Origin of the sequence: Bacillus sp. JNUCC-21 (assembly GCF_041222765.1) — a bacterium.
Classification (GTDB): Bacteria; Bacillota; Bacilli; order Bacillales; family Bacillaceae; genus Bacillus; species Bacillus velezensis.
Window position 1 is genome coordinate 3,443,649 of record NZ_CP166019.1, and the last position, 26,749, is coordinate 3,470,397.

General features: G+C 47.4%; 22 protein-coding genes. 7 read left to right on the forward strand and 15 right to left on the reverse strand.

The annotated features are described in order from the left end of the window. Position 1 precedes the first annotated feature (1 nt). Positions 2-1,096 carry an ABC transporter permease gene (locus JNUCC21_RS17515; protein WP_012118434.1) on the forward strand — a complete coding sequence of 365 codons (1,095 nt, stop codon included), beginning with the start codon at positions 2-4 and terminating at the stop codon, positions 1,094-1,096. 1 nt (position 1,097) lies between these two features. Next, positions 1,098-2,243, forward strand: a complete 1,146-nt coding sequence (locus JNUCC21_RS17520) for an ABC transporter permease (RefSeq protein ID WP_150941418.1) — start codon at positions 1,098-1,100, stop codon at positions 2,241-2,243. A 32-nt stretch (positions 2,244-2,275) separates the two neighbouring features. Here JNUCC21_RS17520 and JNUCC21_RS17525 read toward each other — a convergent pair whose 3' ends face one another. After that, complete coding sequence (locus JNUCC21_RS17525; RefSeq protein ID WP_150941419.1) at positions 2,276-3,106, reverse strand: aldo/keto reductase; 831 nt, start codon at positions 3,104-3,106, stop codon at positions 2,276-2,278. A gap of 221 nt (positions 3,107-3,327) precedes the next feature. Here JNUCC21_RS17525 and JNUCC21_RS17530 point away from each other — a divergent pair, with 221 nt between their 5' ends. After that, positions 3,328-3,813 (forward strand): hypothetical protein, encoded by a 486-nt coding sequence (locus tag JNUCC21_RS17530; RefSeq protein WP_007613741.1) that lies wholly within the window; start codon positions 3,328-3,330, stop codon positions 3,811-3,813. Between the two features lie 39 nt (positions 3,814-3,852). Here JNUCC21_RS17530 and JNUCC21_RS17535 read toward each other — a convergent pair whose 3' ends face one another. The 5 genes from JNUCC21_RS17535 to JNUCC21_RS17555 form a co-directional block, all read right to left on the reverse strand. Continuing rightward, a complete protein-coding gene (locus JNUCC21_RS17535; RefSeq protein WP_039253862.1) occupies positions 3,853-5,868 on the reverse strand; it encodes a Na+/H+ antiporter in 2,016 nt (671 codons plus the stop codon). Positions 5,869-6,216: 348 nt separating this feature from the next. After that, positions 6,217-7,932, reverse strand: a complete 1,716-nt coding sequence (gene cysI, locus JNUCC21_RS17540; RefSeq protein WP_095352662.1) for an assimilatory sulfite reductase (NADPH) hemoprotein subunit — start codon at positions 7,930-7,932, stop codon at positions 6,217-6,219. A 27-nt stretch (positions 7,933-7,959) separates the two neighbouring features. After that, positions 7,960-9,768, reverse strand: a complete 1,809-nt coding sequence (locus tag JNUCC21_RS17545) for an assimilatory sulfite reductase (NADPH) flavoprotein subunit (protein ID WP_369878367.1) — start codon at positions 9,766-9,768, stop codon at positions 7,960-7,962. Between the two features lie 174 nt (positions 9,769-9,942). Beyond that, complete coding sequence (helD, locus tag JNUCC21_RS17550; protein ID WP_256683634.1) at positions 9,943-12,258, reverse strand: RNA polymerase recycling motor HelD; 2,316 nt, start codon at positions 12,256-12,258, stop codon at positions 9,943-9,945. Positions 12,259-12,429: 171 nt separating this feature from the next. After that, positions 12,430-13,038 carry a trimeric intracellular cation channel family protein gene (locus tag JNUCC21_RS17555; RefSeq protein WP_007410017.1) on the reverse strand — a complete coding sequence of 203 codons (609 nt, stop codon included), beginning with the start codon at positions 13,036-13,038 and terminating at the stop codon, positions 12,430-12,432. Between the two features lie 222 nt (positions 13,039-13,260). Between JNUCC21_RS17555 and JNUCC21_RS17560 the strand changes: the two genes are divergently transcribed. Further along, entirely contained in the window at positions 13,261-14,061 is an 801-nt protein-coding gene (locus JNUCC21_RS17560) for a zinc-dependent metalloprotease (RefSeq protein WP_015418210.1), read from the forward strand. A gap of 33 nt (positions 14,062-14,094) precedes the next feature. Here JNUCC21_RS17560 and JNUCC21_RS17565 read toward each other — a convergent pair whose 3' ends face one another. The 6 genes from JNUCC21_RS17565 to csoR all read right to left on the reverse strand — a co-directional run bounded on the left by JNUCC21_RS17565 (position 14,095) and on the right by csoR (position 20,656). Then, positions 14,095-14,514 carry a disulfide oxidoreductase gene (locus JNUCC21_RS17565; protein WP_007410015.1) on the reverse strand — a complete coding sequence of 140 codons (420 nt, stop codon included), beginning with the start codon at positions 14,512-14,514 and terminating at the stop codon, positions 14,095-14,097. After that, positions 14,504-15,175, reverse strand: a complete 672-nt coding sequence (locus tag JNUCC21_RS17570; RefSeq protein WP_369878368.1) for a DsbA family protein — start codon at positions 15,173-15,175, stop codon at positions 14,504-14,506. Before JNUCC21_RS17570 ends, JNUCC21_RS17565 begins: the two co-directional genes overlap by 11 nt. 117 nt (positions 15,176-15,292) lie before the next feature. Then, the gene (locus JNUCC21_RS17575) at positions 15,293-17,404 is read right to left on the reverse strand and encodes a heavy metal translocating P-type ATPase (protein ID WP_105322143.1); all 2,112 of its coding nucleotides are present in this window, start codon (positions 17,402-17,404) and stop codon (positions 15,293-15,295) included. A gap of 151 nt (positions 17,405-17,555) precedes the next feature. Further along, positions 17,556-19,985 (reverse strand): heavy metal translocating P-type ATPase, encoded by a 2,430-nt coding sequence (locus JNUCC21_RS17580; RefSeq protein WP_369878369.1) that lies wholly within the window; start codon positions 19,983-19,985, stop codon positions 17,556-17,558. 83 nt (positions 19,986-20,068) lie between these two features. Then, positions 20,069-20,275 (reverse strand): copper chaperone CopZ, encoded by a 207-nt coding sequence (gene copZ, locus JNUCC21_RS17585; RefSeq protein WP_015240581.1) that lies wholly within the window; start codon positions 20,273-20,275, stop codon positions 20,069-20,071. Between the two features lie 75 nt (positions 20,276-20,350). Then, positions 20,351-20,656, reverse strand: coding sequence for a copper-sensing transcriptional repressor CsoR (gene csoR, locus JNUCC21_RS17590; protein WP_003151723.1), 306 nt, complete (start codon positions 20,654-20,656; stop codon positions 20,351-20,353). A 138-nt stretch (positions 20,657-20,794) separates the two neighbouring features. Between csoR and JNUCC21_RS17595 the strand changes: the two genes are divergently transcribed. Next, a complete protein-coding gene (locus JNUCC21_RS17595; RefSeq protein WP_253600392.1) occupies positions 20,795-21,835 on the forward strand; it encodes an oxidoreductase in 1,041 nt (346 codons plus the stop codon). Positions 21,836-21,898: 63 nt separating this feature from the next. On the opposite strand, the gene JNUCC21_RS17600 is transcribed toward JNUCC21_RS17595, so the two are convergent. The 3 genes from JNUCC21_RS17600 to JNUCC21_RS17610 all read right to left on the reverse strand — a co-directional run bounded on the left by JNUCC21_RS17600 (position 21,899) and on the right by JNUCC21_RS17610 (position 25,010). Further along, positions 21,899-23,049, reverse strand: a protein-coding gene (locus JNUCC21_RS17600) for an IS3 family transposase (protein WP_369878370.1) whose coding sequence is annotated in 2 segments (ribosomal slippage) — positions 21,899-22,776 and positions 22,776-23,049 — 1,152 coding nt in all. Because the reading frame shifts where the segments join, the coding sequence is not laid out codon by codon here. 119 nt (positions 23,050-23,168) lie between these two features. Next, positions 23,169-23,804: an FMN-dependent NADH-azoreductase gene (locus JNUCC21_RS17605; RefSeq protein WP_072589564.1), complete on the reverse strand. Its 636-nt coding sequence runs from the start codon at positions 23,802-23,804 to the stop codon at positions 23,169-23,171. A gap of 354 nt (positions 23,805-24,158) precedes the next feature. Then, entirely contained in the window at positions 24,159-25,010 is an 852-nt protein-coding gene (locus tag JNUCC21_RS17610) for a helix-turn-helix transcriptional regulator (protein WP_072589565.1), read from the reverse strand. Between the two features lie 103 nt (positions 25,011-25,113). Here JNUCC21_RS17610 and JNUCC21_RS17615 point away from each other — a divergent pair, with 103 nt between their 5' ends. Together JNUCC21_RS17615 and JNUCC21_RS17620 are read left to right on the forward strand one after the other, a co-directional pair. Then, the gene (locus tag JNUCC21_RS17615; RefSeq protein ID WP_369878371.1) at positions 25,114-26,331 is read left to right on the forward strand and encodes an MFS transporter; all 1,218 of its coding nucleotides are present in this window, start codon (positions 25,114-25,116) and stop codon (positions 26,329-26,331) included. Next, entirely contained in the window at positions 26,331-26,747 is a 417-nt protein-coding gene (locus tag JNUCC21_RS17620; protein WP_369878372.1) for a carboxymuconolactone decarboxylase family protein, read from the forward strand. The genes JNUCC21_RS17615 and JNUCC21_RS17620 overlap by 1 nt, the downstream gene beginning before the upstream one ends. The last annotated feature ends 2 nt before the right edge of the window (positions 26,748-26,749 follow it).

Below are 26,749 nucleotides of genomic sequence, written 5' to 3' on the forward strand. Positions count from 1 at the left end.
AATGAATATTCTGCACATCGCCGGGAAAGAAATCAAAATCAGTTTCCGCGACAGACGGACTTTTATTTTCATGCTTGCTTTTCCGATCGTCTTCATGCTGATTTTCACTGCGGCATTATCAAACGCCTTTGATTCAGAGGTGACGGTCGGGAACATCAAGGTCGTATATACGGACCAGTCAAACGGCCCTCTTTCTCATGATTTCACTGAGTTTATGAAAGCCGCCAAAAAAGAGCATGTCTATTTTCAAAAAGCGGACACGGAGGCAAAAGGCAAAAACGAGGTTCGAGAAAATCAGGCGGATGCTTTCGTCACTGTAAAAAACACCGGTTTTCAAGTCTATACAAATGACCGGAGCGGCATAAACGGCACGATCGTCCAAGGCATGCTGACCGCTTTTACCAATCAATACAAAGCAGGCGCCGCCGCTTACAAGGCGCATAAGGCGCCTTCCGCCGGACAAATCAAAAGCGATTATATGAAGCAGACGTCTTTACACAAAGCGAAAGAACCGAAAGCGAAAGATTTTTACGCGATATCCATGACGACGATGATCGGGCTGTACGCCTCGATTTTTGCAAGCAGCTTATTCCGCGGGGAAAGAATACGGCACACCGCAGATCGCCTGATCGCCGCCCCGCTCCGGAAAAGCGATATCTTTCTCGGAAAGATGCTCGGCATTTTGGCTGTGAATGTTCTGACGATTCTTGCCGTTGTCGCCTTCAGCAAATTTATCTTAAAAGCGAATTGGGGCAGCCACATGGGACTTGTGCTTTTGATTCTCGTTTCTGAAATTCTTTTGGCCGTCAGCTTCGGACTCAGCCTGAGCTATTTGACCAGAAAACCCGAAAGCGCCAGATTAATCACCGTCATCATCGTTCAGGTGATGTCCATTATCGGCGGCGCCTATTACAAATATGAAGGCGGAGGAATTTCCGCCCTGTCGCCCTTATCCTGGATCAATAAGGCGATTAACAGCATCATTTACGCAAATGATGTATCAGCGGCATGGCCTGCACTCGGTTTAAATACAGCATTGGCGGCACTCTTTTTGCTGATCGCCGCATTTACGTTTCAAAGACGGGAGGGACTGTAATATGAAAAACTTCTGGTGGCTGTTTGCGCACACTCTCAAAGGGATTACAAAAAGCAAAAAACAGCTCATTCTTTATATCGGGGCTCCGCTGATCGGCGTCTTCCTCTCCTTCATGACCAATGCCAACGGCGGAGCCGAAACGCTCAATATCGGCATTCTCGATCAAGACGGCGGAGAAGTGGCGCAGGATACGGCCGCGTTTTTAAAAGGACTGGATCATGTGAGGATTTCAGAGGAAACGGCTGCGTCCGCCACATCCAAGATCGCTTCAGGAAAAATGGAGGCGCTCATCACGTTTGAAAAAGGCTTCTCCCAAAGCGTAAAAGACGGGAAACCGTCTCACATCGGCATGACCTCGCTGAAAGGCGCCCAGGTCACCGGATATGTCAGCTCTTATTTGTACAATTATATGAACAGCGCCGCCTCAATCGGCAAATCTTCCGGCAGAGACGCAAAGGCCTTTCAGGCGATGTACGCCGATTTCAAGCATTCTCCGATTCAAACGGAATCCGCTGTTTTACAAGATACATCGAACCATAAAGAAATGACTTACTCAGTCATCGGGTATCTCATTATCATTATGCTCTATTCCGCCGGAAACCTGACGGAACTGATGATTAAAGAGCGGGAAAACAGGACGTACTACAGGCTTCTGTCAACGCCGATCACATCAAAGCAGTATGTACTGGCAAACGCGGCGGTGAATATCATTATCATGGCCGTCCAAATTCTATTCGCCGTTTTCTTTATGGGCGCCGCTTTTCATATTCATCCGTCATTCCCGCTGTGGCAGCTGTTCGTCCTGATGATGCTGTTTGCATTAAGCGCGATCGGGGTCGCCTTTATTGCCGTCGGTTTTTCCAACAGCAGCGCTTCGGCATCGGCGCTTTTGAATTTGATCGTCGTGCCGACATGCTTGCTGGCCGGCTGCTTCTTTCCGGGCAATATTATGCCGAAAACGGTGCAGACAATCGCCGAATTTCTGCCTCAGCGCTGGGTGCTCGATACGGTGGATCAATTGCAGCAAGGCCGCACGTTCCAAAGCCTGATGCTGAACATCATCATTTTGGGAGCCTTCGCCGCCGCCCTGTTATTAATAGCCGCATACAGGTTCAGCGTAAAACGTCAGACACAGACATTTATGTAAAGAAAAACAGCCCCGTAAAGGGCTGTTTTTTCTTAGAACAGAAGCTCGTCCGGATTCGGGCCGACACGCGCGTCTTTGTTCAATGCGCTGATCTTTTCCATTTCTTCCTGTGACAGTTCGAAATCAAAAATATCGGCATTTTCTATGATGCGGTGCTCTTTAATCGATTTCGGAATGGTAACGACTTCGTTCTGAAGATCCCAGCGCAAAATCACTTGAGCAACCGATTTGTTATGTTTTTCCGCAATTTGTGACAGCACTTCGTTATCGAGAAGCTGTCCCTGCATCAATGGAGACCAAGCTTCCACTTGAATGCCCTGCGCTTTGCAGAAATCTCTTACTTCTTTTTGAGTCAGGCGCGGGTGGAATTCAATCTGGTTGACCATCGGCTTGATTTCAGCATCTTTCAGCAGTTCTTCTAAATGATGCACTTGGAAGTTGCTGACGCCGATGGCGCGGATTTTGCCGTCTTTGTACAGCTTTTCAAGAGCGCGCCATGTGTCTTTATATTTATCCTTGCCCGGCCAGTGAATCAGGTAAAGGTCGAGGTAATCGAGGCCGAGGCGCTCAAGGCTTTTCTCAAACGCGTCAAGTGTCGTTTCGTATCCTTGATCTTCATTCCACACTTTTGACGTGATGAACAGCTCTTCTCTGGCAACGCCCGCAGCTCTGATGCCTTCGCCGACACCCTCTTCATTTTTGTAAATAGCCGCCGTATCAATGCTGCGGTAGCCGTTTCTGATTGCCGCTTCGACGGAGTCCGCCGCTACGCTTCCGTTTTCCACCTTGAAGACGCCAAGGCCGAACCACGGCATTTCAACGCCATTATGAAGCTTTACAGTATCTTTTAAGCTTTTTGCCACGTTGAACCATCCTTTCTAGTCATTATGTAAACGGTTATTATTATCTCACATTTCCGCCGTAAGAAACCAATTATACGCTCATCGTCATCACAAAAACCATCTTTAGTGCCCAAGCACCACTTCCGTTATTATTTTCCTATTTTTCAAAAATTCCGGTTAACCGGGTAACTGTCCGGGTAAATCGCTACTGTAGCCACCACACACTTGAAGGAGGAAATCATATGAAACGTATGCGTATCCCGATGTCCGTTGCCCTTGGCGCCGCTTTGTCTCTGACTCCTCTGTCCTTTGTATCCGCAAAAGAAACCCCGGTCCCTCAAAACATGGCACAGCAATCATCAGATGTCTCAGCAAAAGATGTCGGATTAAACATTGACGTTGACCTGCTCGGCATCGGCAATTCGATTGCTGACGCGATTAAGTCGGCGCAAAACCGTGACGGCTTCGTCAAAAACTTAATGGAATCTTCATTCTACGCTTCCGGACAAAAATATAACGTCATGGTGTTTAATTTAAGCCAGGAATATGAAGATCATTTTAACGGCGTTCAGTTTTACGGTTCCGCCGTTTATGACGGCATCACGTACGGCATTTGGGTGTTTGAAGACGGAAGCTTCACCAATAAAGGTGATGGCGGCTGGATCAACTGGGCCTTCAGAGGCTGGTTTGACCGCGACGGCGATCACGTCGAATTCCATCGTCCGTAATCAAAAAAAGTCCGGCGACAGATGCCGGACTTTTTTGATTTATTCATCTCCGTCAAGCATGGCCGCTTCCACATCATTGATGTATTGGCGAAGCTCATGTGACATATCGCGGGAAATTTCCCGCTCTTCGAACAATGTTTGGATTTCGTTGCGGATGGCCTGCACGGCCCGCAGTTTGATTTCGAGTTTTTGATTTTCAAAACGGCGGCTCGGACTCTGTTCGTGATACGAGTGCCCCAGCCTGAAAATCAAGTGATTGTAAAAGGAAATGACGGCAAGCGTCACATCTTTATTTTCTTCGGTCATGTGTTTTTTCAGGCTTTCAATGGCCGCTTTTGCCGTTTTAACCCTTGTGGCGCGGATGAGGCCTTCTTCATTTAAAATCGTCATTTCCGGCTTTTTTTGTTCACCGAAAAAGATCCAGTACATCAGGCGTTTCAGCTTTTTCTTAGATAAGCCGACTTTAAACGGATTCGTATACAGCACTTCCAGTTCATCAAACCGTTCCTGAAGGCTGTCAGCCGTTTCTTCCGGTATGTCGCCCCGCTCAATCAGCCGCAGCAATTCTTCCTGTTCAGCCTGTATCCCTTGGGCGCGGACTTTCCGCTCATCTTTTTTCGTACGGTTTTTGACGGTGAACTGCTGAAATCTGAGATTTTTCATTTTCTCATTGTATTCGGCAATGACCGCAAAAGAAGCCGTTTTGTTTGTCTCATTCATATTTTCTTTAATGGCGGTTAAGGCAGCTTTTATCAGCTTCCGTCTCGCTGTCAGCAATTTGACTTTCTTCTCTTTCACATTGTCTTCCGGCTTATCTGTCAAAATCGGCAGTACAATTGTCGCCAGCACCAATGTGCACATAATAACACCCGCGGCTAAAAAGAGAATCAAATTCCGTTCAGGAAACGGTGAGCCGTCAGAAAGCACGTAAGGAATGGAAAAGGAACCCGCAAGCGTGACCGCTCCCCTGACGCCTGAAACCGAAATCAGCAGGGTCGAGCGCAGGCCGGGTTTATAAATGCTCTGATCCTTGTTAAAAAACCACTTGCCGTTCCAAAAAAACAGCACCCACAAAAACCTGAGAATCATTAACGTCAGCGTAATGACGATAATGTACCCGATGACCATCATATTGTTAAACGCGGTATCATTAAAGATGACGGAAACCACATCCGGTATTTGCGCCCCTAAAATAACGAAAACAAGACCGTTCAGAATGAACAAAATAATATTCCACGTACTTGAAGAGACGATTTGCAGTTTGACCATCGTTGATTCAAGACGGTCCTGCTCCACCGCATGCGTGATGCCGCCGGCCACAACAGCTAAAATGCCGGAAACGCCGATTTCTTCAGCCGCGAGATAGATGACGAACGGCGTCAGAATTTGAATCAGCATATGCATCGTGACATCCTGCATGCCGAGGCGGCGCAAAAACAGCCGGAAACGGATAATCAAAAAAGAAATGACGACACCGCTGAGTAAACCGCCGGCTGAAATCAGTACGAAACTGAAGGCGGCCTGCGCCAGCGAAAATGCGCCCGTCACGGCAGCCGCAATCGCAAATTTAAAAGCGACCAGGCCGGATGCGTCATTCATCAGTCCTTCTCCTTCAAGGAGACGCAGAATGCCTTTTGGCATCTTCACTCGCCCTGACAGCGCGCTGACCGCGACAACGTCAGTCGGTGACAGTATCGCCGCCAGCCCGAACGCGGCAGCCAGCGGAATGCTCGGAATCATCCAATGAATCGTGTAACCGCCGACAATCACCGTGGCAAACACGAGCCCGAGCGCAAGCAGCAGAATCGGCGCTCTTAAATTCCAAAGTTCCGCACGCGGCGTCCGTTTTCCATCGTTAAAAAGCAGCGGAGCGATAAACAAAACAAAAAACAATTCGGTATTCAGTTCAAAGTGAAGCCCCTGCGGAAATGACGCCGCAATGATACCGAGCGCCACCTGAATCAAAGGCACCGGGATAAAGGGGACAAACCGATTTACGATATTTGAGATCGCGATGATGGTTAAAAGTACGAGTACGACTAAAAATATGTCCAAAGCATGACCTCCTTCATCTGCTGCATCATATCATTATTGCCTGATCTCTGCCTTTGCCAAAGGCCGGAGCCGATGATCGGGCAGATTCAATATATTTTCCGCACGCAACCATTCTTCTTTTATTTTACCCGTTTTTATTTAAAATTTCTCATAACGTGCTCACGGGGAACTTTTTTTGCCTTCAGCTACATTTTTTCCGAAAAAAGAAAAAGCCTGTTTTCTCTGAAAACAGGCTTTTTCGCAAGGTGCGTCATCTGTTTCATGACGCGGTGCAGCGTTTATGCTTTTTAGTAAAGGATAGAGAACGCACCGTCAGTGTGTCTCTATCCTTGGTTTTAAGTGCTCATCTTATTCGTGAAAATTCATGCCGTCTGTCGTCGCTTTAATGATGCCCGCGCGGATGACGAAATCGCCGAAGTGTTCGCCTTCCTCACGCTCTTTCGCGTAGCGCGGGAGAATGGTGCGAAGCTCATTCAGAATTTCCTCTTCACCGATATTTTCCCGGTACATTTTGCTCAAACGGCTGCCGTCAAACGCCGCTCCTAAATACATATTATATTTTCCGGGCGCCTTTCCGATAAATCCGATTTCGCCGAGCGCATGGCGGGCGCAGCCATTCGGGCACCCGGTCATACGGATGGTGATTTCTTCATCCCGCAGCCCGTTTTCGTCAACAATGTCTTCAATCTTATCAATCAATTTCGGCAGATAGCGCTCGGCTTCGGCCATGGCGAGCCCGCATGTCGGAAGCGCGACGCAAGCCATTGAACTGCGGCGGAGGGCGGAATGCTGCCGGCCGTCTGTCAGACCGTATTGTTCGATTAATGCGCTGATTTGTTTCTTTTTCTGGCTTGAGACATTGCCGATAATCAGGTTTTGATTAGAGGTGAGACGGAAATCTCCCGTATGGACTTTGGCGATTTCACGTAATCCCGTCATCAGCTTATAATTCTCATAGTCCGTGACGCGGCCGCCTTCGATAAACATCGTAAAGTGCCATTTCCCTTTTACACCCTTCACCCATCCGTAACGGTCGCCGTTATGGTCAAAATGATAAGGTTTCGCTTCATCCAGCTGCCAGCCGAGGCGGTTTTCCAGCTCGGCTTTTACGTTTTCCAGCCCGAGACGGTCAACAGTGTACTTGAATCTGGCATTCTTTCTGACGGAACGGTTTCCGTAATCGCGCTGAATCGTAATGGTTTTTTCCGCTACATCATACAGCTGCTCCGGTTTGCAGAAGCCGATGACTTTTGAAAGCTGCGGATAAGTGGCCGTATCGCCGTGCGTCATTCCCATACCGCCGCCGATTGCCACGTTGAATCCGATAAGACTGCCTTCCTCCACGATGGCAATGAAGCCGAGATCTTGAGAAAAGACATCGATATCATTGGACGGAGGCACGGCGATTCCGATTTTGAATTTCCGCGGCAGGTACAGCGGCCCGTACATCGGTTCCGTTTCCGTGTCAGGAGTGCCCGCCACACGTTCCTCATCAAGCCAGATTTCATGATAGGCTCTCGTGCGCGGAAGAAGGTCATCGCTCAATTTCTTCGACCATTCGTATACTTCCGCATGAATTTCAGACTGGTGCGGATTTGAAGCGCACATGACGTTTCGGTTGACATCTCCGCAGGCCGCAATGGTATCAAGCAGCGCCGCATTGATTTTCTGAATCGTTTTTTTCATGTTCCATTTTAAAATTCCGTGCATTTGGAACGTTTCACGCGTTGTCAGCTTCAATGTATTGTTTCCGTATTTTTGCGCCAGTTCATCCATGACAAGCCATTGTTCCGGAGTTGACACGCCGCCTGGCATCCGGACGCGCAGCATGAACTGATAAGCCGGTTCAAGCTTTTGTTTTTGACGTTCATTACGGAGATCGCGGTCATCCTGCAAGTAGCTTCCGTGATGCTTCATCAGCCGGTTGTCATCGTCCGGGATGCCGGCTGAAATCCGGTCGAGCATGACTTCTTTCAATGTGCCGCGCAAATAATCACTTTTTTCTTTAATTTCCTCAACATCACTTGGAGGGCCTTCCGGCGCTTTTAAAATGTTGTTCACCATGCTGAATAAGCTCCTTTCAAACCAAAATCAATATACGTCACGCTGATAGCGTTTTTTCTGCTGCATGTCTGCCAGGAAGCTTTCCGCTTTTTCACGGCTCATGCCGCCTTCTTCCTGAATGATATCGAGAAGCGCCTGGTGCACGTCATGCGCCATATGCTGTTCATCACCGCAGATGTATACGGCGGCTCCCTGCTGCAGCCATTCATAAAGCTCTTTGCTTTGTTCTTTCATGCGGTGCTGCACATATACTTTTTCCTCCGAATCCCGGGAAAAAGCGACGTCCATTTTTGTGAGCACACCGTTTTGCAGCCATTTTTGCCATTCCGTCTGGTACAGAAAATCAGTGACAAAGTGCTGATCTCCGAAAAACAGCCATGTTTTCCCTTCAGCACCGGTTTCTTCACGTTCCTGCATAAAGGAACGGAACGGCGCGATGCCTGTCCCCGGCCCGACCATAATAATCGGTGTATCCGGGTTTTCCGGCAGCTTGAAGTTTTGGTTGTGCTGAATGTAAATCGGAAGCGTATCTCCCGGCTGGAGTCTTTCCGCACACAGAATGCTGCAGACGCCTTTTCGTTCTCTGCCGTGCGCGTCATATCTGACCGCTCCGATTGTCAGATGCACCTCTTCCGGATTCGCTTCTAAACTGCTTGCGATCGAATAGAGCCGGGCCGGCATTTTACGCAGGATGGAAATAAAGTCTCCCGCTGTCGCTTCCCACGGCCCGAAATCCCGGGCGAGATCAAGCAGATCACGGCCGTTGATGTACGCTTTCAGCTGCTCTTCGTTTCCTTCGGCCAGAAGTTCACTCAGCTTTTGGTCAGCCGTAAACTGTGCAGCCTTTTGCAGGAACGGTTTTGTTAAGACGGTTATTTCAAAATGAGAAGTAAGCGCATCTTTCAGCGGGAGGCGCTCTCCTTGTTTATTCACCGCCACTTCCTGTTTTGGGTTCCATTTCAGCTCATTGATCAGCTCATCAACGAGCGCCGGATCATTTTCCGGATAGATGCCGAGGCTGTCTCCGGGCTGATACGCGAGGCCCGATCCTTCAAGCGAAAGCTCGAGATGGCGTGTTTCTTTATTCGAACCGCGTCCGTTCAGATTGATGTTCTCAAGAACCTCCGCCCGAAACGGGTTCGTTCTGGAATAAACGGATTCACCGAGAGCCGGCGTCTCGGCAGGCGCTTCGGCTGTTTGATTTCCCGCTCCTTCGTTCAAACCGCCGATGACCGCGTCAAGCCATTCAGAAAACGGCTCATCATAATCAAGATCGCAATCAACCCGCGGCGCAAGCTGGGTGCCGCCGAGCTCTTGAAGACGCTCGTCAAACTCTTTGCCGGTCTGGCAGAAAAATTCATACGAGCTGTCCCCGAGCGCCAAAACGGAGTAACGGAGCGCTTCAAGCTTCGGCGCGCGTCTGCCGTGAAGAAATTCATGAAAGGCCAGCGCGTTATCCGGCGGATCGCCTTCTCCGTGCGTGCTCACCACGATCAGTAAATTGTTTACTTTTTTCAGATTATTCGGCTTAAAATCGTTCATTGACGCGACGGTGACCTGGAATCCCCGTTCCTCAAGCGTCTTTACCGTCTGTTTCGCAAGACCTTCCGCATTTCCCGTTTGCGATCCGTATAATACGGTCACTTCTCTTGAGACTGCCGGGCTTTCTGCAGGAACCGGAGCAGCGGGTGCGGCTGTTTCACCGGATTCGGACCGGGCCGCAGCCAAATAACCGCTCAGCCAGATTTTCTGTGATTCTGTCAAGGTCGGCAGAAGGCGGTTAAGGAGCTCTGCCTGCTCCTGATTAAACGGACTGTTCATGACCTGAAGTTGCAACGATATCCACCTCACAAGGAATTAAACGTAACGTACGTTATTTCTATAGGAATTGTCAAAATAATATTCTAATTGAAACTTTACCGAAAGTTTGTATGTAAGTAAAATATATAATCATGATGACAATGATTAAGATTACTAATGATAAAAAGCCCTTTGCACTTGGCAAAGGGCTTACACGAATAAGCCGGCGGGCACTTCTTTAATAAAAGGAGAGGGTTCTCCCGGAGACAATACGGTCAGATGATGCATCGCCCGTGTACAGGCCGTATATAACAGCTTACGGTCATGTTCGCTTTTGTACTGGACAGCAGAGGCGTCAGCAGCAATGACGGCGTCAAACTCAATGCCTTTTGCCAAATAAACGGGAATGACGCATACCCCTTTTTGAAAAGGCTGGTTTTCTTTATTGATCAAGCGGACACCGCTCTCGGCGCTGACCGCCTGAAACACTTTTTTGGCTTCCGCGGCCGTTTTGCAGATGACGGCGACCGTCTCCCAGCCTTTTTGTCTGAGCTCCCGGATTGTATCCGCCAATTGTTCCTGCCGCGCATTTTCTGTATCCGTCCGCAAAACACGCGGTTTTTCCCCGTTCCGGTTAAAAGGCTCAATGTCATCGCCGTCAGCCAGCAGCGCTTTCGTAAATTCAACAATCTGCCGCGTCGATCTGTAAGTCCGCTTCAGGCTGACATACTTTTCTGCACCATTGCGAAAGCAGCCGGCGAGGGAAGAAGGGCCCGTAATGGTGTGGGCATAAATCGACTGGCTGACATCACCGAGCACCGTCATCTTTGCCGCCGGGAAGATGCTTTGTATATACGTCAGCTGAAATGGGGAATAATCCTGCGCTTCATCAATGAAGACGTGCTTCATTTGTGTGTTTTTTCTTTTTCCTTCTAACAGATCCTGCAAATACAGATACGGAGCGGCATCTTCATACGGAAGTGACCGTTCTGCAAATGCGTTTCTGGTCAAAGCGCCGATGCTCTCCCAATGATCGGGCTTTTCATCAGCTCCCCAGTCTGAAAACAGCCGGAGATACATCCGTTTTATATCGAGAAAACCGAGCCGTCTGACGGCCTGCTTAATCGGTTTAAAGGCTTTGCCGACAATAATGGCGCCAAGCAGCCGCTGTTCGCGCTGATGGTCGTCAAATGCAGGTTCATCATCTGCCGCCTGCTTCTTGAGTGTTTGATAAACCTCAGCATAGTCTTCCTTATCAAGCAGCTCGCTCTCCTGCAAGACCCATTCCTTTTTACGCTCCTTTTTTTCGAGAGCGCTGATTTCCGCGAGAAGCCATTCCGCTGTCAGCTCCGCTCTGTTCGGAATCGGCAGCTGCTGATCAAGCGAATAAAAATAGGCTTCAATCCGCTCTTTTGAAATCAGGATGTCTCCCCGGAAGCTGATCTGTTTACACATCAGGCCCGAGCCAGAAAGCGAGCCGGCATAGCGGTCAATCATGGCCTGGAAAGCTGATGACGCTTTGTAAGCAATGGCTGCGAGCCTTACGGAAAGTGCGTCCTGATTTTGTTCAGTCAGGCAATATTCAAGCTGCTCGTACGGGCTTTCACAATCAAACTTTCGTCCGAGCCGGCGGATGATATATTCCTGAAAGGTGGCCTGCTCCATATTCTCTTCTCCCAATTCCGGCAATACGGCGGAAACATAACTGTTGAACAAAATGTTCGGGGAAAACAATACAATCTGACGGGCATCAAGCACCCCGCGACCGCGGTACAGCAAGTAAGCGGCCCGCTGAAGCGCCGCGGATGTTTTCCCGCTTCCGGCGGCTCCCTGAACGATGAGATATTTGCTTTTTTCATCCCGGATGATTTCGTTCTGTTCTTTTTGGATGGTTGACACGATGTTTTTCATATGCTGTCCGGAATGGCCGCTCAGCACCTCTTGCAGCATTTCGTCACCAATCGTCATATCCGTGTTAAACATCGCTTTAAGCGTCCCGTTTTTAATGATAAACTGCCGCTTCAGTGTGATGTCTCCTTCTATCGTTTCTTCGGGAACTTCATAGCGGGCTTTTCCCGGGGAATATCGATAGTAAAGAGATGAGATGGGCGCGCGCCAATCATAAATGAGAAATTGCTCGTTGTTTTCATCCATCAAAGAAGTCAGCCCGATATAAATCCGCTCGGAAGAGGACTCCCCTTTTTCCGTAAAATCGACACGGCCGAAGTAAGGAGAGGTTTTCAGCTTTTGGATTTTTTGAAGCTGCCGGTATTGAAGCCGATGCGTCCGTTCACGTTCTGAAAGCATTTCTGCCTGCTGTTTAATGCTTGAAAATGTCTCAGCCGCTTCATGGGCGTCATCCATATTCACGGTGACATCATCCCAAAACGTTTTTCTCAGCCCGACAATATCCTGCTTCAATCCGCCCGATGAGGCTTCAAGATGAGTTTGTTTCTGTTCCAGTTCCTTCATGACAAAATTGATTCTTTCCTGCTCTTCTTTCCACTCTTTATCACGTTTTGCCATCAGCGGCACCTCCGACATCAAGCTGACAAATCCGGCTTTCATCATACAAACATATATGCAACATATTATTCAGCATTATGGTCAAATACCCTTTTTCTTATCATATCGGGCGTCTTTTTTTATCAGAAGCCGTTATGCAAAAAAACCGATTTCGTTTGTGAAATCGGTTTTTTACTGATCTATATGATAGGAACGATTCGGCAGGCGCCACCTGAACACATAACTGCAGATGCGGCATGCCACAAGCACAAGAAACAGCACATACAAACCGGCGGCATCCCCGGCCCAGCCGAGGCCCACGATTAACCCTCCGAGCGCGGCCCAGACCGCGTAAATTTCCGCCTTGAGCACAAGCGGCTTCCTGCCCGCGAGCAAATCCCGTATGATGCCGCCCCCGCTTCCGGTCAGGACCGCTGCCGCAATCACCGCACTGAGCGGATGGCCCATTTTCACGGCATATAAAGCGCCTTGGATGGCAAACGCCGAAAGCCCGATGGCATCGGATAGGTTGCCCCATTTACTCCAATGCCTTAACAGCAGCTTCGGAAACAAAAAGACAATCGTAACTGATGCGAGAGCGATTTGAAAAAACGCGCCTTGCTCCCACAAGGCGGAGACCGGAACACCGATCAGCAGATTTCGGATCGCTCCTCCGCCGAACGCCGTTACAATCCCCAAGATATACACGCCTAAAATATCATACTCCTCTTCCATCGCAACAATCGCTCCGCTGACCGCAAACGCAATGATGCCGATTACACTAAGCAGCTCCCAGGCCATTCCATATGCTCCTTTTTATTTGTTAAATTTTCTGACGACCATTAGATTTTATAATCGCTTTCTCTTAAAATCAACCTTATTTTTGAAAGATTCTGATTCCTAACCCGGGACAACCTCACTCGCAACGGCTGGGAGCAAGAACATTTACCTATTTTATACTATTTTGGGAGGTTTATTGGAAGTTTCATTGAATACTTTCTCTAACAAAAAGGGGGTTATGAGATGAAAATCAGTTCACTTGTTTTTCCTGTTTTATTGGCCGCCGGATTAATTCCCGGCCTGCCGTCAGCCGAAAGCCATACGCATTCGCACACTCATGCGGAGCCGGCGAAAACGGTGTATACGGACCCGCTTCCGAAAGCCGATCATTTTAAAGATCTGAAGGGCCCGGTCCAAGTCGAACAGACGGTTGACACAAAAATTCTGGATGAAAACGGCAAGCAGGTCGGCACGAAACGATTCAATGCCAATGTCAGTCAGGATAAAGCCTCAACTAAAGCCAGCACGGGCAGCCAGAAGGTCAGAGTGCTGGCGGTGGCGGACGCTGAATACCGCGCCAAATACAGCGACTGGCAAACGCGAATCGTCCAGATCGTGGAGCAGGCGGATGTTGCTTTTAACCGTGATCACAACATTGATTTCGTCGTACAGGCTGTGCAGGCTTGGAATTCCTCCGGCTCAAACAGTTCTCAGATTTTATCGAATCTCCAAGGCAGCTTCAGAAATCAAAATTATCATTTTGTCGTCGGTTTTACCGCAAAATCAAGTTTTGACGCCGGCGGGATCGCGTATGTATATAACGGCAAACCGAGCGGCCCGGCTTTCAGCGTGAACCTTGATCAAGGAACGGCCAACACGGCGAAAGCGGCACAGCACGAGTTTTCCCATAACTTCGGACTTCAGCATGACGCCCAAGGCAGCGGCATTCGCTGCGTCATGAATTATGATTATGCCTATTCCGTGGATATTTGGGACAGCTCCCATAACAGACAGATTGAGACAAACAAAGCTTGGTACAAATAATAGAAAAAGAGCCGCTCCCATGGAGCAGGCTCTTTATTTTGCCGTGCGTTCCGTTTTGACAAAACACATACAGATAATAATGAGAATAAATGCCGTCAATGCCAGGAAAGGAATGGTAATGAAACCGAACCAGTTAATATATTCAGATGAACAAGGCACGCCGTAGACACACGGCTTGATGCCGCTGAAACCGGGCACCTTCTGCTCAAGGTAATGCATGATCGATATAAACGCGCCGATGACGGCCATCGGCAGCACGTATTTTTTTACGCGCGTGTCACCCTGGAAGGTGGCGATTCCTAAAATCAGGACAAGCGGGTACATGAGAATTCTTTGATACCAGCACAGCTCGCACGGTATGAATTTTCTGATCTCGCTGAAATATAGGCTGCCGAGCATGGCAGCAAGAGCTATCACCCAAGAAGCATATAAAAATACGATTCTATTTTTCATTTTTCAGCTCTTTCTTAATCGTTTTTGAAATCTCCTCATAATCAGAGAATTTTTTAATCACTTTGTCATTTACGTAAATCGTCGGTGTCGCCGTTATGTTTAATTTATCATTCAGGTCAGTGTCAGCTTTCAGCTCTTTTGCAAATGTCTCTTTATCAAGGTTCTCCTTCAGCTTGTCAGGATCAACCTTTTTCGCGGTGCTTTTGACCGTTTTTTCAAGCAATGCAGGCGTGACCCATTCCTGTTCGCTTGACGGCTGCTGTTCAAACAGCCTTTCATGGAATGCCCAGAATGATGCCGGGTCTTCTTTCCACACTTCTTCTGAAGCAAGAGCCGCCAGACGCGAGCCGCTTCCGTGGTACATGACGTTCACAAATGAAAATTTCACGTCGCCTTTATCGATAAAATCTTTTTTGATTTTCGGAAAGATATCGCTGTTAAATACTTTGCATGACGGACACTTGTAATCTCCGAATTCAACTACCGTAACAGGCGCGCTGTCTTTGCCGAGCACGGGCTGTCCTTTAATGGAAGGCTGTTCGGCGACTGTTTCGCCCGCTTTTTCCGTTTGGTTGTTAATAATTACGATGGCCGCAAATAAAACGACAACGATTAACGTCAGTATCACCGCAAATTTCGCAGACGATTGTTTCTTTTTCACTCAGACACCTCATTGTTTTTAAAATAAAAAAGAAGCGGATGCCGGATGGCCCGCTTCTCTATTTTACCAAGACAACCTTGTTTAAGAAAACCCTGAAAAACGAATTATCTTTGACAATTATTCCGCTTTCACTCTCATGACGCGCATCGCGTTGGCAACAGCGATCAGCGTGACGCCGACATCTGAAAAGACCGCTTCCCACATGGTGGCGAATCCGAATGCGCCAAGCAGGAGAAAAATCATTTTTACGCCTAAAGCAAATCCGATGTTCTGCCAGACGATCCGGCGTGTGCGGCGTGCAATCCGGATGGCTTCGGCTGCTTTTGACGGCTGGTCTGTCATCAGGACGACATCGGCCGCTTCGACGGCGGCATCAGAGCCGAGAGCCCCCATGGCAGCCCCGATGTCAGCTCTGGCAAGCACAGGCGTATCATTAATCCCATCGCCGACAAACATCAGTTTTTCATTCGGTGAAAGCGCCGCTTCAAGTTCTTCGACGCGGTCTACCTTGTCACCCGGCAAAAGCTCTGTGTACACATCATCAATACCGAGCTCTCGGCCGACAGCTTCTCCGGTCTGCTTTGAATCACCCGTCAGCATCACTGTCCGCTTCACGCCGAGCGCTTTTAAATTGGCAATGGCCTGTTTGGCGTCCTCTTTGATTTCATCGGCGATCACGATCGCCCCCGCATACTGCTGATCAACGGCGACATAGACGACGGTTCCGTTGTTTTCAGCTGTGCCGGAAGCGATTTGTTCTTTTGCCATCAGTTTTTGATTTCCGGCTAAAATCGTTGATCCGCCGGTTTTCACCCGAATGCCGTGTCCGGGTATTTCTTCATATTCTTCAATCTCGTCTGCCGCGAGCGGTTGATTGTAAGCTTCACGGATGGAAGAAGCAATCGGATGATTAGAATGGGCTTCTGCAAGCGCGGCCGCATGAAGCAGGCTGTCTTTCGTAAACCCCGCCGCCGGTCTGATATCAGTAACGGCGAAATTGCCTTTCGTTAAGGTTCCCGTTTTATCAAACACGGCGTATGCCACCTGATTGAGCGCTTCTAAATAGTTGCTGCCTTTCACGAGCACCCCTGCTTTAGACGCAGCTCCGATACCGCCGAAAAACCCGAGCGGAATGGAGACGACGAGTGCGCACGGACAAGAAATCACAAGGAAAATCAGCGCGCGGTACACCCAGTCGGATAGCGCGGCTGAAGGCACGAGAAGCGGCGGTAAAAAGGCGAGAAGCACCGCAACAATGACAACGGCCGGTGTATAATACTTGGCAAACTTCGTAATAAAGTTTTCCGTTTTCGCTTTGCGTCCGGCCGCATTTTCGACCAGATCCAATATTTTTGACACGGCAGAGTCTTCATATCCTTTAGAGGTTTCAATATGAAGCACGCCGTTCTGATTCATAAATCCGGCCATCACATCTTGCCCCGGCTCCGCTTTTCTCGGCACGGATTCGCCCGTTAAAGCGGATGTATCAACCATCGAAGAACCGCTCAGCACCTTTCCGTCCAACGGAATCCGTTCTCCGGGATTCACGACGATGACCTGTCCGACTTTGACGTCCTGCGGCGGAACGGCAGTCATGCCGTTTTCCGTTTTCACATTGGCGTACTCAGGACGGATGTCCAATAACGCGCTGATCGATTTTCTGGATCGGCTGACGGCCGCTCCCTGAAACAGTTCACCGATTTGGTAGAACAGCATGACCGCGACGCCTTCCGGATACTGATGAATCATAAATGCGCCGATCGTGGCAAGCGCCATCAGAAAATGCTCATCAAATACCTGGCCGCGGACAATGTTTTTTCCCGCTCTGGCTACGATATCGCCGCCGATAATCAAATATGATGCAAAAAAGAGCAGAAACTCAAGGACGGCGCCCGTGTGCGCGAAGTAAGCGATGACGGCTAAAACGGCTCCCGCTGCCAATCTCACTAACATCAGCTGCAGCTTTTTGCGGTATTCATCCTCGCCGGGTTTGTCTTCATGCTTCGAACGAACGGTCACATGAGGATCAATGGACTTTACTTTTTTCGCGACTTCGTCTTTCATCCATTGCTCGTTTTTGCCGCCGGCTGAGACCGTGATGGTGCTTGCCGCAAAATTGACAGCACAGCCGTCTATGCCGTCAATGGCTTTTACGCCGTTTTCTATTTTTTTTGCACAGTTGCTGCAATCAAGTCCGTCTAATACAAATTCACCTTTGGCTGCTTTCATTTTCGACTCACCCTACTTTCCGTAATAGGATTCCCATAACATCAATACAGCTAAACGAATTTATATATATATGAACATATACTCATATATGTGTTTTCTCTATTATATGCAGGCTTTGAATAAAGTGTCAATAAAAAAGACAAAACAGGCATCAGCCCATTTTGTCTTGTTTCACCTTCTGTAAACGCAAAGCATTAAGGACGACCGATACTGAGCTGAACGCCATGGCAGCGCCTGCCACCCACGGGGCCAGAAAGCCGGCCGCCGCAATCGGAATGCCGATGCTGTTGTATCCCAATGCCCAGCCTAAATTCTGCTTGATGTTTCTCATGGTCAGCCTGCTCATGCCGATGGCGTCGGCAATGCCGTTCAGGTCACCGCGGATCAGCGTAATATCCGCCGCTTCCATTGCGATATCTGTGCCGGTGCCGATGGCCATTCCGATATCAGCCACAGCCAGCGCCGGAGCATCATTGATGCCGTCACCGACCATCGCCACGCGCCGGCCTTCTTTTTGCAGCCGGGAAATTTCCGCCGCCTTTTGTTCGGGAAGCACTTCGGCGATCACGCTGCCGATGCCCGCGGCTTTTGCAATGGCTTCCGCGGTCTTTTTGTTGTCACCGGTCATCATGATGACGTCAAGCCCCATATCATTCAGGCGTTTCACCGCGGCCGGAGATGTGTCTTTGATTGTATCGGCGACTGCGATAAGCCCCGCCGCTTTGCCGTCTGCCGCAATAAGCATCACCGTTTTTCCTTCCGCCTCCAAGCGGGCCATGTGAGGAAGCAGCGCCTCATGTTCGATGTGTTCCGATTCCATCAGCCGTCTTGATCCGGCTAGAATCGTTCTGCCGTCAGCCTCGGCGTATATTCCGGAACCGATCCGGGCTTGGAACCGGGTGATTTTCGGGATGGCAATCCCCCGTTTTTCGGCTCCTGACACGATGGCTTCTCCAAGCGGGTGCTCTGATCCCGTTTCGGCGGCCGCCGCCAGCCGCAGGAGTTCCTCTTCGTTCATTCCCGCTGCCGGTACGGCGTCTGTCAGAACCGGTCTGCCGTTTGTCACCGTTCCTGTTTTATCCAGTACGATGGTCGTCAGACGCTGTGTTTTTTCTAAATGCTCTCCGCCTTTAAAAAGAATGCCGAATTCAGCTGCGCGGCCGGAGCCCGCCATAATGCTCGTCGGAGTGGCAAGCCCGAGTGCGCACGGACAGGCAATGACAAGCACGGCGATGAATTTGCCGATCGCTTCAGAAAACTGTCCCGGCGCGGCCCATACATACCAAATGAGAAAAGTCAGCATGGCCAGCCCCAGCACAATCGGGACGAAAATGCCTGAAATGTGATCCGCGAGCCGCTGAATGGGGGCTTTTGATCCTTGGGCTTCTTCCACGATTTTAATAATGTGTGCAAGCGCGGTATCTTTCCCGACATTCACCGCTCTGATTTTGAGAAAGCCGTTTGCATTGATCGTCGCCCCGGTGACGGTGCTTCCGGGAGACTTATCGACAGGCATGCTCTCCCCCGTAATCATCGATTCATCAATTGCGGAATGGCCTTCAATCACTTCGCCATCGACAGGAACACGTTCTCCCGGTTTCACATATACGATATCCCCCGTCCGGACCTCGTCAATCGGAATCACCTGTACCTTCCCTTCCCGCTCAACCGCCGCCGTCTTCGCCTGAAGCTTCATTAACTTTTTAATCGCTTCTGATGAGCGGCCTTTCGCTTTCATCTCTAAAAGCTTTCCAAGCAAAATCAAAGTCAGCAAAATGGCGCTCGTTTCATAATAAAGCCCCTCTACATGTCCGTCTCGTCCGAGAGACGCAATCGTCATGTACAGGCTGTATGCGTAAGCGGCCGTCGTTCCGAGCGCAACGAGAACATCCATATTGGCGCTTTTGTTTCTCATCGTCTTGTACGCTCCCATATAAAAAGGCCAGCCGATGACGAGCTGCACCGGGGTGGCAAGCGCGAATTGCAGCCACGGATTCATCAGGATATCCGGCATCCAGATAAAAGAAGTAAAAGAAAAATGGCTGACCATCGACCAGAGAAGCGGAAAGGAGAGAACGGCAGAAAATATCAGCCTGATCAGCTGCTTTCGCTGCTCTTTCTCCTTTTGGGATAATCTGCCGTCTTGGCCGTCCGCTTCCTTTTCTTCTAATCGGTAGCCGAGTTTTGCCACGGTCTCTTTCAGTTCTTTCGGTGTCACCTCTTTGGGGTTGTATTCAACGGAGACCGTTTCCAAAGCGAAATTCACCGGCGCGCCCACAACGCCCTCTGTTTTGTTCAGGCGCTTTTCAATCCGATTGGCGCAAGCGGCGCACGTCATGCCTTCAATCTGAAACTCGGCTTTTTCCGTCACAACATGGTAGCCGAGTTTTTCAATTTTATCCTTTATGGCGCCAGCTTCGATTTTGTCAGGCTGATAGGAAATATTTGAGGTCTCAAGCGCAAGATTGACGGAAGCGTCATTGACGCCGTCCATCCGTTTCAGCCCTTTTTCAATTCTTGAAGCGCAGGCGGCGCATGTCATGCCTCCCACTTGAATGGTCATCTCTTTCGGTTCACTCAATGCCCTCACCTCTTCTCACAAACCCCCAGGGGGTATCATTTTCATAAAAGAAAACCGCGCCCGTTTCCGCAGCGCGATAAATCCTATACGACGTCATACCCTTGATCTTCAATCGCGTCTTTTATATCTGATACGGAGACTTTGTTCTCATCAAACGTCACATCCACCTGTCCGGCTTCCAATTTCACCTGAACCGCCGTCACTCCGTTCAGTTCTCCTACTCCGGTCTCTACTGCTTTGACGCAGTGCTGACATGACATGCCTTCGACTTGCAGTGTTTTTTGTTCCATGATAATTCCCTCCACGTCTTGTTTTTTCTTCTTCATGTTACCATACCCCTGTAGGGTATTTCAAAACATTTTATTTTACGATTTTGCGATTTTTTTCACAACATCAAGCAGCTCGGCAATCGCCTGCTCCCCGTTTCCGCTCTCAATGGCGCCGGCTACGCAGTGATGGGCGTGATCTTCCAGCAGATGAAACGCGACTTTCTGCATGGCCGCCTGTACGGCTGAAATCTGCACGAGAATATCCACGCAGTATCGTTCGTTATCCACCATATTCTGAATGCCCCTGACTTGGCCTTCAATCCGTTTAAGCCGGTTCAGGATCTGGTCTTTTTCTTTGGCGCTTTTATGATTTAACGATTGATGCTCGGTATGTTTGTCCATTTTCCACCTCGGTTTTTTTCTTCGTTATCTTCATTATACAGACTTGAAAATCCGGTGTAAAAAATTTTCAACACACAAGTTTTACCAGTACACCCGCGGGGTATATAATGTTATCACTTATCAAGAGGGGGAAACTCATTGAAAACGATACAAGTCGGCATATTGGGATATGGTTTGTCGGGTAAAGTTTTTCATGCGCCGCTTTTGGACGTCCTTGATGATTATCAGATCAAAAAAGTCATGACGTCCAGAACGGATGAGGTCAAACGTGATCTGCCGGGAGTTGAAGCCGTGCGCGCGATTGAAGACATTATCGGTGATCCTGACATTGATCTCGTCATCGTCACGACACCGAGCGGAATGCATTATGAATCAGCGATGAAATGTCTCCTGGCGGGAAAACACACCGTCGTGGAAAAACCGATGACGGCGACTTCAGCAGAAGCGGAGGAGCTGAGAAGAACGGCTGAAAATAAAGGCGTCTTGCTGAGCGTGTATCACAACCGGCGCTGGGACAATGACTTTTTAACAATACAAAAGCTGATTCGGGACGGGGCGCTTCAAGACATTCATACATATCAAGTCAGCTATGATCTATACAACCCGGTTGTACAGGAAAAATGGCGCGAAAAGAACGGACCCGCCACGGGAACGCTGTATGATCTCGGTTCACATATTATTGACCAGACACTTCTGCTTTTCGGAATGCCGGAATCCGTCACCGCACATGTGATGAAACAGCGGGACAACAGTGAAACCGTTGATAATTTTCTGGCCGCGCTCCATTACGGCAAGCTTCAGGTCATTCTTCAATCCGGCTCCATGAATGCGGCAAGCGGCCCGCGCTATCAGATTCACGGACGGAATGCAAGCTTTATCAAATACGGAATGGATGGACAGGAAGATGCGCTTTCAGCGGGCAAAAAGCCGATTGACGACAGCTGGGGCGCCGATGATCCTGACAACTTCGGAGAGCTGACAATCGCAGCGGATGAAAAACGGCATACAGAAACAATCCCCTCTGAGAACGGCTCTTACCTTACGTACTACAAACTGCTGGCAGACAGCATCTTAAACGGAAAACCGCTTCCCGTTACGGCAAAAGAAGGCATCGATGTCATCCGTGTCATTGAAGCGGCGATGAAAAGCAGCGAACAAAAACGGACGATTGCCCTTTAATATGAAAAACCTCCCAGCCGTACGGGACTGACCCCCGTTTTTGAGACAGGGATCAAAACACCTTTAAGCAGCCAGCTGTCGGTATGTGACCGGCGGCTGGTTGTTTAGTTTCGTTTGAATACGAATGTTGTTATAATAGTATATATAGGTTTCGACAGTTTGCTCTACGATGGTCGTCGTAGTGCTTTCCAACCTGTCGAGGTAGAACGTTTCAGACTTTAGTGAGGAATGAAACGATTCGATGGAGGCATTATCAGCGGGTGTCCCTTTACGGGACATGCTCATGGTAATGCCTTTTGTTTTAACAGCTTTCTGATACTCATAAGATGTATAAACAGAACCTTGGTCACTATGTAACACGCAGTTCTCTGGCAGTACGGGCAGCTGATCAAGTGTGTCTAAGACAAAGGCTGTGTCCTGCTTATCCCCAATAGTAAAAGCAATCACTTCTCCATTGTATAAATCTAATATACTGGAAAGGTACAATTGTTTCTGTCCATAAGGCAAATATGTGATGTCCGTTACTAGTTTTTCAAGAGGACGATCAGACTGAAAGTTCCGATCCAATATATTATCGACCACGGCATATGGCTGCCCATCCTTCTTGCGCTTTTTCACCTTAACCCGGCACTGCCATTGATTTTTCTGCATAATACGTTGAACCGTTTTATGGTTAATACACATTCTCTTTTTTAGTATGGCTGTGATTTTTCGATATCCATATCGATACTTGTGCTCTCGGCACAACGTGCCGATTTGTTTTTCCAAATGGCGCTTGGGATGATCCTTCATCACATTCTTCTTCCAACGATAATAAGACGCTCGAGAGATACCTAAATGAATACAGATATCCTGTACGGTCATTGTGCTGTGCAATATTTCTACAAGTTCGACTGACGTTTCGCTATCAACTTCCTTTCCAATTCGTTGTACTTTTTTAAAACTTCATTCTGTTGTCTCAGGTAACGAATCTCTGCCTGCAGTTTCTCTAAATCGGAAGAATACTCCGGACCTTTTCCATAAGAATATTGCTTTCCGACAGGTTGTTCGAATCGATGTGTGTCCCCAGCTTTATACCACCTGACCCATGTCTGCACCTGCGTCTTATTCTTTATATTCAATTCCTGCAGGATCTCTTTCATAGGTACGCCTGCCAATCTCATTTCTACAGCCTTCTGTTTCACTTCAACCGGATAACTCACTCTTGTCCCCATAGAAAAAACACCTCCAAGTCTAATTTCGGATAACAATCATCCGTATTCAAACTTGAAGGTGTTTTTATTTGTCTCATCTTATGGGGTCAGTCCCGTACGGCGGGGAGGTTTTTTTAAGATCAGAATGATTTTCCGGCTTCTTTCGCGCGGTCAATCGCATCTTCTTTAATTTGCTGTGCTTTATTCGGTTCAGCATTATGGCCTTCAACGATTAATCCGTCGAAAGAAGGAACGCCGAAGAAGTTCATCATGATGCCGATGTAACGGTGGCCCATTTCCATGTCAGCCGCCGGTCCTTCAGAGTAATAGCCTCCGCGCGCCTGAATGTGGAGCGCTTTTTTGTCTGTCAACAGACCGATCGGGCCTTGCTCTGTATATTTGAATGATTTTCCGGCTACAGCCACAGAATCAAGGTACGCTTTCATAACAGGCGGGAATGAGAAGTTCCAAAGCGGTGTGACGAATACGTATTTGTCAGCTGCCGCGAATTGATCGCTCAGCTCGTTCAGACGGCTGACTTTCGCTTTTTCGTTTTCAGAAAGCTCTTCAAAACCTGTGCCGGATTGAAGTTTTCCCCAGCCGCTGAATACATCCGCGTCGATATGAGGAATGTTCTCTTTGTAAAGGTCGATATGTACAACCTCATCATTCGGGTTTGATTCTTTATAAGAATCGATAAACGCTTTTCCTGTCGCCATGCTGTAAGATGTCTTTTCATCATGAGGATGAGCAGTGATATAAAGTACTTTTGCCATTGTAAACAGCCCTTTCGTTTTCAGATTACACACACATTTATTATGAAATATGAATGTTTTTTTATACTGATCAGTTCTGTAATAATTATAGTTACAAAAAAATCTTTTCGCAACAATAATATCTCGAAATCAGTATATTTTTTTGAAAAGGCTGCAAGAAGTACCTCCAGCAAATCGAAAAAAACCCGCGTTAAGCAAATTTCGACAAAGAAAAGACCGATTTTGACCATGTTAAGCCTAAATCGGCTGTTTCATTTCAGACAGTTGTGTGGAATTTATCCATGCAAAATGTTCCTGCTCTTATATTAGAGACGAACGAATTCCGATTCATACGTTCGAATTTATCACACTCTTTTATTGCAGGTCTGCTTGCCAGTTTAACAAACGCTTCATTTTCTGTTCTGTTTCACCTTCTTGGCGGGGTTGGTAAATGGTTAATTTTAGTTCAGGGGCATCGTACACTTGAAGAGTAATATGATCCATAATCATTTCTCCAACTAAAGGATGCAGCAGTGTTTTTTTGCCGCAAGGAGTACCTAGAACTTCATGTTTGGACCACCAATTACGAAACTCAGAGCTCTTATTGGTAAGTTCTTTAATGATATCTTTAAACCACTCATCACCGACAAAACGTGTATAGGCTAAACGAAATTGAGCAATCAAGCGTTGCGCATGATCTTCCCAATTAAGAAAGAGGTCTCGGTATTCTTTAGACGTAAAACAACGCCAGACTGCATTACGATCTCGATCATTCATTTTATTAAAGTCACCAAAAACCACGGCAGCAGCTTTATTCCAGCTTACTATGTTCAATTTTTCGTCGGTTACATATGTAGGGCAGTATTCTAATTGACTCAATACATTTTTCAGGACGCTATTTACACTTTCAACGAGAGGTCTTCCCACCTTAGATAGCAATGGCCGATTTGCTAATAAAAATAGATGCTCTTTTTCCTCTTCATTTAACCTGAATACACGCGAAATAGCCTCCAATACGTCTGAAGATACCTGTATATCACGCCCTTGCTCTAACCATGTATACCAGGTTACTCCTATTCCTGCCAGCTGAGCTGCTTCTTCTCGGCGCAGTCCTTCTGTTTTTCTGCGCGGACCAATAGGTAAACCAAAGTCTTGAGGAGATAATCGCGCCCGTCGTGTTTTTAAGAAATCCCCTAGTTCTTTCCTTCTTTCTTTGTCACTTAACATGAACATCTCCCCTTATAAGTAGTAGTTTTAATAATAGGATAAACACACTCCTATTCCCATTATAAACCTTCATCTATTCTAATAAATGAAGGAGGTGAGTTTTATGGTTTTCAAAAATAGGGCTGAGCCTTTCCCAAAAGGATTAGTTCTCCTCATGGCTGCAGCATGTGGTTTTACAGTAGCTAATGTCTATTTAAATCAAACGCTCTTAGTCAGTATGGCAAATACTTTTCACGTTTCTGAAAACTATATAGGAATTGTAGCAACTTTAACTCAAGTGGGATATGCATTGGGAAATCTTTTATTGGTACCATTAGGTGACATTTTTGAACAGAGAAAATTGATCCTAAGTTTATTATCTATTGTATGTATAATTTTAGCCGCAACTGCTTTATCAATGAATGTAACGTGGCTGATTGCAGCAAACTTAATTCTTGGATTTGTTACCATAGTCCCTCAAATTATTGTTCCTCTTGCTGCTAATTTAGCTTCAGAAGAGAACAGAGGAAAAGTGTTAGGGAATGTTGCCATTGGCTTAGTGTGTGGGATTTTAGGCGCTCGATTTATCAGTGGTTTTGCAGATTCCCATTTTGGATGGAGATCAATGTATTGGGCTTCTTTTGCTGGCACAATGATAATGATCATTTTAATGGCAATGTATCTTCCAAAAAGCAAAGGAAATCATGCAATGCAGTATAAAACATTACTTGCATCTTTAGGCCCGTTATTTAAAAAAGAAAAAGTGTTGCAAAAAGCTTGCCTGAGTCAAGGAATGATGTTTGGTTCCTTTAGTGCCTTCTGGACAACTCTTATTTTTTTATTAAATACTTCTCCGTATTCTTATGGGAGCACCGCGGCAGGTTTAATAGGTTTAGTGGGAATAGCTGGAGCCTTTGCAACTCCCATGATAGGCCGGGTGATCGATAAAAAAGGATCAAAATTTGCTAATACCTTATGTATGTTTATTTCTTTAATCGCTTTTCTGACCTTAATATTCTTAGGATATTGGTTACCGGGATTAATTCTTGGCGCACTATTAGTAACAGTTGGCACGCAAGCAAATCAAGTTGCTTGTCAAGCTGCTATCTTTCAACTATCTCCTGAAAAGAGAAGCAGATTAAATGGTTTATACATGGTATCTACATTCTTAGGCGGATCTTTAGGATCATATCTAGGTGTACTTGCTTGGAGCAAATGGCATTGGTATGGAGTATGTACAGTTGGGATACTCATGATAGGTATTGCTTTTAGTTCCTTATTTAGCTTACCTAAAAAAAGAACAGTAAAAAATAGAGAATTCGAGAAAGGAAGTCATATTTAATGTCTGAAAATACAGAAAACTACAAAAAGGGATTGGAAGTTCTATCAAAAATAGATCCGGACAACTACCTAAACATCGTGAACAGTTTTAAAGATTCAGCAGCACCTGACTTGGGAACTTTGGCTGTGGAATTTAATTATGGTCAAATTTTTTCCAGACCGGGATTAGATTTAAAATCCCGCCTTCTTGCAGCAGTTGCTGGTCTGACTGCTTTAGGAAATACAGAACAATTAAAGTTTTATATTAACGGAGCTTTAAATGTCGGATGGACCGAAGAAGAAATTGTGGAAGCTATGATGCAAATGTTAATTTATGCAGGCTTTCCTGTCGCATTAAATACCATTTTAACAATAGCTACTGAAGTATTTTCTAAAAGACGAAATCAGCTGTCATCCAATTTATTGGAAGGAGAGTAAAA